The organism is Streptomyces sp. NBC_00104, from assembly GCF_045160825.1.
Lineage (GTDB): Bacteria > Actinomycetota > Actinomycetes > Streptomycetales > Streptomycetaceae > Streptomyces.
This window is the reverse complement of the sequence record NZ_CP108215.1, coordinates 5,724,558-5,736,802: the sequence shown is the minus strand read 5'-3', so window position 1 is coordinate 5,736,802 and position 12,245 is coordinate 5,724,558. Positions and strand designations below refer to the sequence as shown.

The following is a 12,245-nucleotide window of genomic DNA, read 5'->3' as shown; positions in this document are numbered from 1 at the left end:
GGACGATGGCGGGCGCGGGGACGATGGCGGGCGCGGACTACTGCGGCGCCGCTGCCGGCCTTCGACCGGGGCCGTAGTCGGATCGGTTCGTCAGTCCGGCAGTCCGGCGGTCGAATCGGTCCGGCAGTCCGGCAGTCAAATCGGTCCGGCGGTTCGGCGGTCCGGCGGTTCGGCGGTTCGGCGTCGAGATGCCGGTGTGTGGGTGGCGTGTGACGCTGAGGGCGTGGCTCCTTGGCTCCGCTCAGCGCGCGTGACGGGACTGGTTCTCGTCACGGGACTGCTCGTGGTTCTGGTGACCGGGGCCGTGCCGGCCGTGTACGCGGCCGAGCCCGACCCCGCGACCTCCTGGGCCGGCAGCCGCGCGGGCGAAGGGCGGGAGCGCCCGGGGCGGCAGGACGCCGAGCCCGTGGAACCGGAGGACGACGCGTACGCGCCCCCGGAAGAGCCCCCTCCCGTCCCGGACGCCACCGGCGTCCCCGAGCCCTCCCAGGACGCCGCCCTGCCTGTCCCGGCCGTCCCACCCGGAGCCGGCACCGTGACCTCCGAGGAACCCGTCCTGCAGGTCCTCTCCCTCGGCAGCGGCCTCATGCTGCTGGGCCTGGGCCTCGGCCTGGCCTTCGTCGGACTACGGATACGGCGGGACTGAGCCGGGCTGAGCGGGGGCTCGTACAGCGTTTCGGCCGGCCGGTCTACGGCACCACCAGGAGCACCTTGCCGATGTGACCGCTCTCCTCCAGCACACGATGGGCCGTGGCCGCGTCGTCCATGGGGATCTCGCGGTCGACGACGGGGCGTACGTGGCCGCCGGCGATCAGCGGCCACACGTGTTCGCGTACGGCGGCGACGATGGCGGTCTTCTCCTCCAGGGGGCGTGCGCGCAGCGAGGTCGCGCTGATCGCGGCCCGCTTGGCGAGGAGGGCGCCGATGTTCAGCTCGCCCTTTATGCCGCCCTGCATGCCGATGATCGCCAGGCGGCCGTTGACGGCGAGGACCCGGACGTTGCGGTCGAGGTACTTGGCGCCCATGTTGTCCAGGACGACGTCCGCGCCCTTGCCGTCCGTGGCGTTGCGGACCTCCTCGACGAAGTCCTGCTCGCGGTAGTTGATCAGGATGTCCGCGCCCAGGGCGGCGCACTGTTCGAGCTTCTCCTTGGTACCGGCCGTCACGGCGACCCGCGCGCCGACCGCCTTCGCGAGCTGGATGGCCATCGTGCCGATCCCGCTGGAGCCGCCGTGCACGAGGAGGGTCTCACCGGGACGCAGGTGGGCGATCATGAAGACGTTCGACCAGACCGTGCAGACCACCTCGGGCAGCGCGGCGGCCCGGTTGAGGTCGAGGCCGGAGGGCACGGGCAGCAGCTGGCCGACCGGGACGACGACCTTCTCCGCGTAGCCGCCGCCCGAGAGCAGCGCGCACACCTCGTCGCCGGCGTTCCACCCGGACACCCCGGGCCCGAGCTCCGCGATCCGGCCGGAGCACTCCAGGCCGGGGTAGGGAGAGGCGCCGGGCGGCGGGTCGTAGAAGCCCTGCCGCTGGAGCAGGTCGGCTCGGTTCACGGCACTCGCCGCCACCTCGATGAGCACTTCGCCCTCGCCGGGCACCGGATCGGGGACCTCGTCCCACACCAGGGCCTCGGGTCCACCGGGTTCGGGAATCGTGATCGCATACATGAAGGGGACGCTACCGTTCCTGTGGACTGAGCATGAGTGAGCCCGCTCAGCCGCACGCCCCGAACGGTCTTGGGCGCTCCCCCACTGCCTTAAGGGCGTGGGAGGTGCCCTCAGGTCCCTGGCATTCTCAGCCCCGGGGCGGCGACACGCATCCTGTGCCTGGTCCGGGCCCGGGAGGCCCCCGCGGCCGGAGGCCGCTGATGAACCAGCCCTGCGCGACCTGGCCACAGAGGTACGGCCAGAGGCGACGGGGAGACCCTGAACCATCCTCTGGTGGAGCAGGGGCCCCGCACGCCGACGCCGTACCCGGTGTCCCAGGTCGCAGGACCACGTCAGCCCGATCAGCCCAGGGCACCGCAAACTCACAAGTGGACGATCACACGAGCGAGCTAATTCGGCCTCGTGCGCACTCTGCGGCAAGCAGCTACCCCCTCGGCCTCCGCACCGAGTCCCCGCCCCGGTGGGCCCACGCCCCGGTCCCGGTCGGCCTGCGTCCCGGTCCCGGTCGGCCTGCGTCCCCGGTCCGATCCTCTTGCGCCCTTGGTCCCGATGGGGGTGCAATCGGTCGCCATCGGAGAGACCGTGGAGACCTCGCGGCCGCACGGGTTCTCGCCGACGCGCTCCGCCCCGATGCCGGGGCAGTCGCGATGTCCCGCGCGGTGACCGATGAGTTTCGGCGGTCCCGGCGGTCTCTCCTTGCATAGCCCCGGACACGGGCCCCGCACGCGGAAGGATCCCAGACATGAGCGCACAGACGTCCGGCCTCGCGATCGAGACCGCGGGTCTGGTGAAGACCTTCGGCGAGACCCGGGCCGTCGACGGCGTCGACCTGGCCGTGCCGGCCGGCACGGTCTACGGCGTCCTCGGCCCGAACGGCGCCGGCAAGACGACCACGGTGAAGATGCTCGCCACCCTGCTGCGCCCCGACGGCGGCGAGGCGCACGTCTTCGGTCACGACGTCGTGAGCGAGGCCGACGAGGTACGCGGCCGGGTGAGCCTGACCGGGCAGTACGCCTCCGTGGACGAGGATCTGACCGGCACCGAGAACCTGGTGCTGCTCGCCCGTCTCCTCGGCCACGACAAACGGGCGGCCCGCCATCGCGCCGAGCAGCTGCTGGAGGCCTTCGGGTTGAGCGAGGCGGCCGGAAAGCAGGTCAAGCACTACTCGGGCGGCATGCGGCGCCGTATCGACATCGCCGCGTCCATCCTCAACACCCCCGACCTGCTGTTCCTGGACGAGCCGACGACCGGCCTCGACCCGCGCAGCCGCAACCAGGTGTGGGACATCGTGCGCGCGGTGGTCGCCCAGGGCACGACGGTGCTTCTCACGACGCAGTATCTGGACGAGGCGGACCAGCTGGCGTCCCGGATCGCGGTCATCGACCGGGGCAAGGTGATCGCGGAGGGCACGAAGGGCGAGCTGAAGGCGTCCGTGGGCGCCGGTTCCGTCCATCTACGGCTGCGCGACGCGGCCCAGCGGCCGCAGGCCGAGGAGGTGCTGCGGCTCGCCCTCGACGCCGATGTGCAGCGCGAGCCGGACCCGGTGGCGCTGACGGCACGCGTGGGCGCTGGATCCGCCAACGGGCAGGGTGCCGCCGAGGCCGCCGCCCGGGCGCTCGCCGAACTGGCCCGTACCGGCATCACCGTCGACAACTTCGCGCTGGGGCAGCCCAGCCTGGACGAGGTGTTCCTCGCCCTCACCGGACACGACACCAGGACAGCGGCCACGCAGGCCGCGGACACCTCCGAGACGAAGGACGAGGCGGCGGCATGAGCACCGCGACCACCACCGAGAACAAGGAACTCGCCCCCGTCAGTGCCGAGTCGCTCGCCGCGCTGCTGATCGCCAAGGAACGACCGCCGCGGCCCAGCGCCCTGTCGGCGTCCCTGACCTTCGGCTGGCGGGCCATGCTCAAGATCAAACACGTGCCGGAACAGCTCTTCGACGTCACCGCCTTCCCGATCATGATGGTGCTGATGTACACGTACCTCTTCGGCGGGGCGCTGGCCGGCTCCCCGGAGGAGTACATCCAGTTCCTGCTGCCGGGCATCCTGGTGATGTCGGTCGTGATGATCACGATGTACACCGGTGTCTCGGTCAACACGGACATCGAGAAGGGTGTCTTCGACCGGTTCCGCTCGCTGCCGATCTGGCGGCCGTCGACGATGGTCGGCTATCTGCTGGGCGACGCCCTGCGCTACGCGATCGCGTCCTTCGTGATGCTCACCGTCGGCATGATCCTCGGCTACCGCCCGGACGGCGGGGTGCTGGGCGTGGTCGCCGGGGTCGCGCTGCTCATCGTCTTCTCGTTCGCGTTCTCGTGGATCTGGACGATGTTCGGCCTCATGCTGCGCACCGAGAAGTCCGTGATGGGCGTCAGCATGATGGTGATCTTCCCGCTGACCTTCCTGTCCAACGTCTTCGTCGACCCGAGCACCATGCCGGGCTGGCTCCAGGCGTTCGTCAACAACAGCCCGGTCACGCATCTGGCCTCGGCGGTCCGCGAGTTGATGGCGGGCGAGTGGCCGACGGCGGAGGTCGCCTGGACGCTGGGCTGGTCCGCCCTGTTCGTGCTCGTCTTCGGACCGATCACGATGCGGCTGTACAACCGCAAGTAGCGGTCCACCCGGGCCGGTCGGTCCATACAGGTCCGCCCGGACCAGTCGGTCCATACGTGAGGGCGCCCCGGGGACGTATCCCTGGGGCGCCCTCACGCTGCTCCCGCTCCCGCTCACATCGCGGCCGGCCCGTCGCCCCGCCGGCCCGCCGGCTACGGCAGGTGCTTGGTCTCGGGGGTGATCTTCGTGCTCGGGGTGGCACGGACGATGGTGATGAGCCGGTCCGTCAGCTGGAGCGCACCGATGGACGGATCGTCATAGCCCAGCACCCGATGACCGCGCAGCACGCTGACCACGAGATCCTCCGTCTCCCGCACGCCACGCCCCACCTCGGCCTTTATGACCGGCCGTTCGGCGATGTCCAGCCCGCTGCCCTGCTGGATGAGGTCCTCCATCACCATGCCGGCCGCGGGGCTGAGGACGGAGAGCCCGAGGAGCCGTCCGGCCGCGCTGGCGCTGGTGATGACGACGTCGGCTCCCGACTGCTTCAGCAGCGGCGCGTTCTCCTCCTCCCGCACGGCGGCCACGATCTTCGCCCCGCGGTTGAGCTGGCGGGCGGTCAGCGCGACCAGTACGGCGGTGTCGTCCCGCGCGGTCGAGATGATGATCTGCCGCGCCTTGTGCGCTTCGGCCTGCAACAGCACATCACTGCGGGTCGCGTCCCCGACAACGCCCGTGTACCCATCGGCCGTCGCGGCGTCGATGACCTTGGAGCTGGGATCCACGACCACGACCTGTTCCTTCTTCAGCCCTGTCGCACAGACTGTCTGGATCGCCGACCGTCCCTTCGTCCCCCAGCCGACTACCACGGTGTGCTCCCTCAAGGCCGCCCTCCAGCGTTTCAGTCGCCATTCCTCACGCGTGCGCTCCGTGAGGACCTCCAGCGTGGTCCCGACCAGAATGATCAGGAACAGCACACGCAGCGGCGTGATCACGAAAATGTTGGTGAACCGGGCAGCGTCGCTGACCGGAGTGATGTCGCCGTACCCCGTGGTGGAGAGGGTGACGGTGGCGTAGTAGAACGCGTCGAGCAGGTCCACGGAACCGTCGGAGTTGTCGTTGTACCCCTCGTTGTCGGCATAGACGATGAACGCGGTCGCGATCAGCACGAACAGGGCCATCGCCAGCCGCCTGCCGACCTGCCGCATCGGCCGTTCGACCTCCCGTTTCGGCAGTCGCACCTGGTGGGTCACCAGTCGCTCGTCCGCGTTGCGGGCGATCGCGTCCTGGCCCGGCAGTTTCACGTGAAACACTCCCCGTTTCGACGTACATCCCCTGGCTGTACTCCGCTGCCATCTACCCGTTGTTTCACGTGAAACGTCGTCGGCCGCAAGGCCAGTTGGTCATATCGACGTTTCACGTGAAACACACCTGGATCCCCGCGGTCGCCCAGGGCAGGTCGAGTAGTTCCAGCTCCTGGCCAGGGCGGGCGCCGCCGGGCGGTACGACGGCAAGGGCATCGGCTGTGGCGATGCCGCGGAGCATAGCGGGACCGTTGTAGTGCAGCGGCACGGCGTCGTCACCGCGCAGACCGACGGGGATGAGCCGGGTGTCGTACGGGTGCCCGTGCACCGCCTCCCGCAGCGGCATCGTGTACGGCTCCGGGGCGGCGCGCCCGGCGAGGGTCCGCAGCAGGGGCTCGGCGAGCGTGAACAGCCCGGAGATGGCTGCCAACGGGTTACCGGGCAGGCCGACGAGATGCTGGTCCCGCTTGATACGGGCCAGCAGCATGGGGTGCCCCGGGCGCACCTTCACACCGTCGACGAGGAGTTCGGCCCCGACACGACGCAGGGTGGGGTGGACATGGTCGACGGGCCCGGAAGCCGTGCCCCCCGTGGTGACGATGAGGTCGGCGGAGGATTTCTTCACGGCCCGGTACAAGGCCTCGGCATCGTCCCCGAGGCGGCGTACGGCGGTGACCTCGGCGCCCAGTGCCCGGAGCCAGGAGGGCAGCATCGGGCCCAGTGCGTCCCGGATCAGGCCTTCGCGCGGGCGGCCTTCGGTGAGCAGTTCGTCGCCCAGGACGAGCAGTTCGACGCGCGGGCGGGGGAGCACGCTCACCGTGTCGTACCCGGCGGCCGCCGCGAGTCCGAGCGCGGCGGGGGTGATCTGCGTGCCGAGCGGCAGCAGTTGGTCGCCGTAGCGGCACTCCTGGCCTCGTGGGCGGATGTCCTGCCCGTGTGCCAGGTCCCGGGTCGGGTGCAGCCGCCCCTTGTCGTCGGTGCGGCCGTGCTCGCTGCGCAGGACGGCGGTCGTGTCGGCCGGGATGCGGGCACCGGTGGCGATCCGGACCGCCTCCCCGTCGGTGAGCCGCCCGGGCTCGGCGTGCCCTGCCAGCACACCGTCCTCCCGTACGTCCCAGGGACCGGGGCCGGCGACCGCCCAGCCGTCCATCGCGGAGGTGTCGAAGGAGGGGAGGTCGGTGAGGGCGGTGAGGGGGGCGGCGAGGACGAGGCCGAGGGCCTTGTCCACGGTGACCGACGCCGGGGCCCGGCGTCCGGCCGAGCGGGCGGCGCGTTCGGCGACGGCTCGGGCCTCGGGCCAGGAGGTGGCCCGGTGGTGGGAGTCGTCCTTGGCCCGGTGCGCGCCGGTGTCACCGGTCGTGGGCGTTTCGCGGGGGGAGCGGGGCTCGCCCGGCCCCCGGACGGCCCTGTCGTTGGCCACGGCCAGCGCCTCCTCCACGTCGAGTTCCTCGGCGTCCTGGGCGGTCATCCGGCGGCCGGGCCGGTGTCCTGGCCGGCGCCGGTGCCGGTGCCGGTGCCGGTGCCGGTGCCGGTGCCGGTGCCGACGGCCGGTCCGGCGTCGGGGGTGCCCTCGTCGGCCCAGCTCAGGGCCAGGGCGGAGGCCTTCCTGGCGGCCTCGGTGACCGCCTCGGGGCCTCCCCCGGCCTGGGCGGCGGCGTAGCCGATGAGGAACGTGGTCAACGGGGCGGCTGGCCGGGCCACGCTGTGGGCGGCGTCACGGGCGAGGTCGAGCAGCTCGGTGATGTCGACGTCGAGGTCGATCCCCAGCTCGTCCTTGACTGCGGAAATCCATTCATCCAACACGTGGCCATGCTCCCTGATCCGTGCGCGGGCGGCGGCGATGTCGTCCCAGGTGTCGCAGTCGAAGGACGCGAGGGGGTCGGTGATACGGGTGAGGCGCAGCGCGGCGGTCAGCCGCCGCAGGGGGAGCCCGGTCAGGCCGTCGTGCTCGTCGGCGAGCCGCGCGAGCTCACGACGCAGGGCCTCGGCCCGGTAGACGGCCACGAGGGGTTGGTCCCGGCCGTCGGGGTCGGTGACCAGGACGCCGTCGGCGGGCTCCGCGCCGCCCTGGAGGGCGTCGAGGAGCCTCCGTACCGTCTCGTCGTCCAGGAACGGAAGGTCGGCGGAGAGGACGACGACATGCGGGGCGGTGGTGTGCCGGAGTCCGGCGCCCAGCGCGGCGAGCGGGCCGCCGCCGGGGGGTTCCTCGCGGGCCCACAGCACGGGCCGGGCCGTGGGGCGGGGGTCGGCGACGACGACGGTCGCCCCGGCCCCGGCGCAGGCGGTCAGGACCCGGTCGAGCAGGGCCCGTCCGCCCACGCGTACGGCGGGCTTGTCCGCGCCGCCGAGCCGCCGGGCGGCGCCGCCGGCGAGCACGACGGCGTCGAACGCCTCGGTACCGGGGCCGCCCGGGGGCTCGTACGGGGTCACCCTCCGAGTATGCGTGCCTCCGCGATCACAGGGAACGCGGGGCGGCGGCGCAATCACGCCCCGGTCGGGTCCGATGGCTCGAAGCGATCGGGTCCGACCGGACGACGCCGGTGATCAGAGCGTGCGCAGCAGCACCGCCGGCTGTTCGACGCAGTCCGCCACGTACCGCAGGAAGCCTCCGGCCGTGCCGCCGTCGCACACCCGGTGGTCGAAGGTGAGCGAGAGCTGTACGACCTGCCGTACCGCCAGCTCGCCCTCGTGCACCCAGGGCCTGGGGACGATGCGGCCGACGCCGAGCATGGCGGCCTCGGGGTGGTTGATGATCGGCGTGGAGCCGTCGACACCGAAGACGCCGTAGTTGTTCAGCGTGAAGGTCCCGCCGGTCAACTGGCCGGGTGTCAGCGTGCCGGTGCGCGCCGCCTCCGTCAGCCGGGCGAACTCGGCGCCGAGCGACTCCGCGTTCCTGGTGTGCGCGTCCCGTACGACGGGCACGACCAGCCCCCGTTCCGTCTGCGCGGCGAACCCGAGGTGCACCTGGTCGAGCCGTACGACCTCGCGGGCCTCCATGTCGACCGTCGAGTTGAGCTCCGGGAAGCGGGCCAGCGCTGCAGTGCAGACGCGTGCGAGCAGTGCGAGGAGGGAGACCTTCGGGCCGCCGGCCGCGTTCATCGCCGTACGGGCGTTCATCAACTCCGTCGCGTCGGCGTCCACCCAGCAGGTCGCGTCGGGGATCTCGCGCCGGCTGCGGGAGAGCTTGTCGGCGACGGCGCCCCGGACTCCACGCAGGGGCACGCGGGTACCGGAGGGGCTTTCCGCGCGCGCGGGCGCCGCGACGGGGGCAGGCTGCGCGCCTGGCACGGTGACCGGCTGCGGCGCCCGAACCGGGGCCGCGACAGCCCGCAGCGCGTGCTCCACGTCCGCCCGCAGGATGAGGCCCTCGGGGCCCGAGCCGTGCAACTCGCGCAGGTCCAGGCCGTTCTCGCGGGCGAGGCGGCGGACCAGCGGGGAGATGACCGGCACGGGTCCGTCCGGGCGCTCGGGGGCGGCGACCTGGGCGGCCGCCGTATCGACGGCGGTGGGCCGAACCGCCGGTGTCGCGGGCGCCCCGGACCGGATCGGCTCCCCCGGCCGCACCCGCCTGCGCCGCGCCGGTGGCGCCCCGGTGCCGTATCCGACCAGCACATTGCCGGAGCCCTCGTCGGCGAGGGCTCCGGAGGCGGGCGCTCCCACGGCCACGGTCAACAGCGGTGCCCCCACGGGCAGCTCCGTGCCCTCCTCGCCGAAGCGGGCGGTGACGACACCGCCGTAGGGGCAGGGGACCTCGACCATCGCCTTGGCCGTCTCGACCTCGACGACCGGTTGGTCGATCGCGACGACGTCCCCGACCTGGACCAGCCAGCGGACGATCTCGGCCTCGGTCAGCCCCTCACCGAGGTCGGGCAGCTTGAACTCCAGCACCTGGGCCATCAGTTCTCCGCCTCCCACTGCAGGCGCCCGACGGCGTCCAGGATCCGGTCGACGCCGGGGAGGTGGTGCCGCTCCAGCATCGGCGGCGGATACGGGATGTCGAACCCGGCCACCCGCAGCACGGGCGCCTCCAGGTGGTGGAAGCAGCGCTCGGTCACCCGGGCCGCGATCTCGCCGCCCGGTCCGCCGTAGGAGCCGGACTCGTGGACGACCACCGCGCGCCCGGTCCGCCGGACCGACACGGCGACCGTCTCGTCGTCGAAGGGCACCAGGGAGCGCAGGTCGACCACTTCGAGGTCCCAGCCCTCGGCCGTGGCCGCCTCGGCGGCCTCCAGGCAGACGGGCACGGACGGGCCGTACGTGATGAGCGTGGCGCTGCGGCCGACGCGGCGGACGACCGCGCGGCCGATCGGGTCGACGGTCTGCGGTTCCTCGGGGTTCCAGGAGTCCTTCGACCAGTACAGGCGTTTGGGTTCCAGGAAGACGACCGGGTCGTCGGAGGCGATGGCGGCGCGCAGCAGCCCGTAGGCGTCGGCGACGGTGGCGGGCGTGACGACATGGAGCCCCGGAGTCGCCATGTAGTACGCCTCGGAGGAGTCGCTGTGGTGCTCGACGCCGCCGATGCCTCCGCCGTAGGGGACGCGGATGGTGATCGGCAGCGGCATGGCGCCGCGCGTGCGGTTGCGCATCCGGGCCACATGGCTGATGAGCTGCTCGAACGCCGGGTAGGCGAACGCGTCGAACTGCATTTCCACGACGGGCCGCAGCCCGTACATCGCCATGCCGACGGCCGTGCCGAGGATGCCCGCCTCGGCCAGCGGGGTGTCGGTGACCCGGTCCTCGCCGAACTCCTTCGCGAGCCCGTCGGTGACCCGGAAGACGCCGCCGAGGGCGCCGACGTCCTCGCCCATGACGTGCACGGTGGGGTCGGCGGTCATGGCGTCGCGGAGGGCGCGGGTGAGCGCCTGCGCCATGGTGGCGGGCTTGAGGGCGACGGTGGTCATCGGTGCGCCCCTTCTTGTTCCGCCGCCAGCTCGGCCCTGAGCAGGGCCTCCTGTTCGCGCAGGTGGGGGGTGGGTTCGGCGTAGACGTGGGCGAAGAGGTCCATGGGGTCGAGGACCGGGTCCTGGTTCATGCGCTCGCGCAGGTCGGCCGCCATCGTCTCGGCGGCGTCGCGGGCGGCCCGGATGCCGTCCTCGTCGAGGAGGCCGCGCTCGGTCAGCTCGTGCTCCAGGAGCGCGATCGGGTCGTGCGCGCGCCAGGTCTCGACCTCGGCGTCGCCCCGGTAGCGGGTCGCGTCGTCGGCGTTGGTGTGGGCGTCGATGCGGTACGTCACCGCCTCGACCAGTGTGGGACCGCCACCCGCGCGCGCGTGGGCCACGGCTTCGGCGAGCACCTGGTGCACGGCGGCGGCGTCGTTGCCGTCGACCAGGCGGCCCGGCATCCCGTAGCCGACGGCCTTGTGGGCCAGCGACGGGGCGGCGGTCTGCTTGGCGAGCGGGACGGAGATCGCGAAGCCGTTGTTCTGGACGAGGAAGACGACCGGGGCCTGCCAGACGGCGGCGAAGTTGAGCGCCTCGTGGAAGTCGCCCTCGCTGGTGCCGCCGTCGCCGACCAGGGCGAGCGCCACCACGTCGTCGCCCTGGAGACGGGCGGCGTGCGCGAGGCCCACGGCGTGCGGGAGCTGGGTCGCGAGCGGGGTGCACAGGGGCGCGACGCGGTGCTCGTGCGGGTCGTAACCGGTGTGCCAGTCGCCGCGCAGCAGCGTGAGCGCCTGCACGGGGTCGAGGCCACGGGCGACGGCGGCGAGCGTGTCGCGATAGCTCGGGAAGAGCCAGTCCCGGTCTTCGAGGACGAGCGCGGCGGCGACCTCGCAGGCCTCCTGGCCGGTGCTGGAGGGGTAGACGGCGAGCCTGCCCTGCTTGGTCAGGGCCGTGGCCTGCGTGTTGTAGCGGCGGCCGCGCACCAGCTCGGCGTAGAGCCGGCGCAGCAGCGCGGGGTCGGCGTCGGCCGCCGCGTCCGTGCCGAGCACGCGGTACGGCAGGGCGTCCGGCAGCAGCGGCACGGGGTCCGTGCGGGGCTGCCAGGCGGGCGGCGGTGTCGGGCGGTACGCGCCCCGCTGCTCCATGACCGTCATACGGCACCTCCTCGTGGGAGTGGCTTCTGGGACGCGGCACGGTTGTGACGCGTCTCACCTACCGATTGTTCGGTCGTTGGCGCATTTTGGCTACAGGCGCCCTCAGGCTGTGGACAAACGGTTCTGCACAGCCTCAAATGAACGCAGGACGTCCATGGCAGGGAGGCGGGGGCACATGGCATCTGAACAAATGGCCGAGCCGCCGGAGCACGGCCCGGCCCTGCCGCCCCCTCGACCGCTGGACGCCATAGATCAGGACATCCTGCGCATGCTGCAGGCCGACGGCCGCGCCTCGATACGGTCCGTCGCCGAGCGCGTCCACGTCTCCCGCGCCAACGCCTACGCGCGCATCAACCGCCTCATCGAGGACGGCGTGATCCGTGGCTTCGGGGCGCGGGTGAACCACGAGCGCGCCGGAAAGGGCACCTCGGCCTACATCACCCTCAAGATCGTGCAGAACTCCTGGCGCACGGTCCGCGATCAGCTGCGCCAGTTGTCCGGCGCCGCCCACATCGCGCTGGTGGGCGGCGACTACGACGTCCTGCTCCTGGTGCACACCTCGGACAACAGGGCCCTGCGCGAGGTCGTCCTCACCAAGCTCCAGGCCATCCCGGAGGTGCTCAGCACCCGGACGCTGCTGGTGTTCGAGGAGGAGGACGTGGAACCGGAGGGGTGATC

The 12,245-nt window shown here is 72.3% G+C and carries 11 protein-coding genes; 4 read left to right on the top strand and 7 right to left on the bottom strand.

Annotated features, from left to right (window positions below; all coding sequences use genetic code 11):
- Window positions 1-250 precede the first annotated feature (250 nt).
- The gene (locus OG272_RS25265) at window positions 251-646 is read left to right on the top strand and encodes a hypothetical protein (protein ID WP_326580520.1); all 396 of its coding nucleotides are present in this window, start codon (window positions 251-253) and stop codon (window positions 644-646) included.
- Window positions 647-689: 43 nt separating this feature from the next.
- On the opposite strand, the gene OG272_RS25260 is transcribed toward OG272_RS25265, so the two are convergent.
- Window positions 690-1,670, bottom strand: coding sequence for an NAD(P)H-quinone oxidoreductase (locus OG272_RS25260; protein ID WP_327728770.1), 981 nt, complete (start codon window positions 1,668-1,670; stop codon window positions 690-692).
- 742 nt (window positions 1,671-2,412) lie between these two features.
- Between OG272_RS25260 and OG272_RS25255 the strand changes: the two genes are divergently transcribed.
- Window positions 2,413-3,444 carry an ATP-binding cassette domain-containing protein gene (locus tag OG272_RS25255; protein ID WP_405894914.1) on the top strand — a complete coding sequence of 344 codons (1,032 nt, stop codon included), beginning with the start codon at window positions 2,413-2,415 and terminating at the stop codon, window positions 3,442-3,444.
- Window positions 3,441-4,289, top strand: coding sequence for an ABC transporter permease (locus tag OG272_RS25250; protein ID WP_326580526.1), 849 nt, complete (start codon window positions 3,441-3,443; stop codon window positions 4,287-4,289). Before OG272_RS25255 ends, OG272_RS25250 begins: the two co-directional genes overlap by 4 nt.
- 152 nt (window positions 4,290-4,441) lie before the next feature.
- On the opposite strand, the gene OG272_RS25245 is transcribed toward OG272_RS25250, so the two are convergent.
- The 6 genes from OG272_RS25245 to pdhA all read right to left on the bottom strand — a co-directional run bounded on the left by OG272_RS25245 (window position 4,442) and on the right by pdhA (window position 11,567).
- A complete protein-coding gene (locus OG272_RS25245; protein WP_326580528.1) occupies window positions 4,442-5,542 on the bottom strand; it encodes a potassium channel family protein in 1,101 nt (366 codons plus the stop codon).
- A 103-nt stretch (window positions 5,543-5,645) separates the two neighbouring features.
- The gene (locus OG272_RS25240; RefSeq protein WP_405894912.1) at window positions 5,646-7,001 is read right to left on the bottom strand and encodes a molybdopterin molybdotransferase MoeA; all 1,356 of its coding nucleotides are present in this window, start codon (window positions 6,999-7,001) and stop codon (window positions 5,646-5,648) included.
- Complete coding sequence (locus tag OG272_RS25235; protein ID WP_405894910.1) at window positions 6,998-7,963, bottom strand: NTP transferase domain-containing protein; 966 nt, start codon at window positions 7,961-7,963, stop codon at window positions 6,998-7,000. Before OG272_RS25235 ends, OG272_RS25240 begins: the two co-directional genes overlap by 4 nt.
- A gap of 114 nt (window positions 7,964-8,077) precedes the next feature.
- On the bottom strand, window positions 8,078-9,430 hold the full coding sequence (locus OG272_RS25230; RefSeq protein ID WP_405894909.1) for a dihydrolipoamide acetyltransferase family protein: 1,353 nt from the start codon (window positions 9,428-9,430) through the stop codon (window positions 8,078-8,080).
- A complete protein-coding gene (locus OG272_RS25225; protein WP_327728774.1) occupies window positions 9,430-10,434 on the bottom strand; it encodes an alpha-ketoacid dehydrogenase subunit beta in 1,005 nt (334 codons plus the stop codon). Before OG272_RS25225 ends, OG272_RS25230 begins: the two co-directional genes overlap by 1 nt.
- Window positions 10,431-11,567: a pyruvate dehydrogenase (acetyl-transferring) E1 component subunit alpha gene (gene pdhA / locus OG272_RS25220; protein WP_405894908.1), complete on the bottom strand. Its 1,137-nt coding sequence runs from the start codon at window positions 11,565-11,567 to the stop codon at window positions 10,431-10,433. Before pdhA ends, OG272_RS25225 begins: the two co-directional genes overlap by 4 nt.
- A gap of 190 nt (window positions 11,568-11,757) precedes the next feature.
- Here pdhA and OG272_RS25215 point away from each other — a divergent pair, with 190 nt between their 5' ends.
- Window positions 11,758-12,243 carry an Lrp/AsnC family transcriptional regulator gene (locus OG272_RS25215; RefSeq protein ID WP_013002201.1) on the top strand — a complete coding sequence of 162 codons (486 nt, stop codon included), beginning with the start codon at window positions 11,758-11,760 and terminating at the stop codon, window positions 12,241-12,243.
- Window positions 12,244-12,245: the final 2 nt, after the last annotated feature.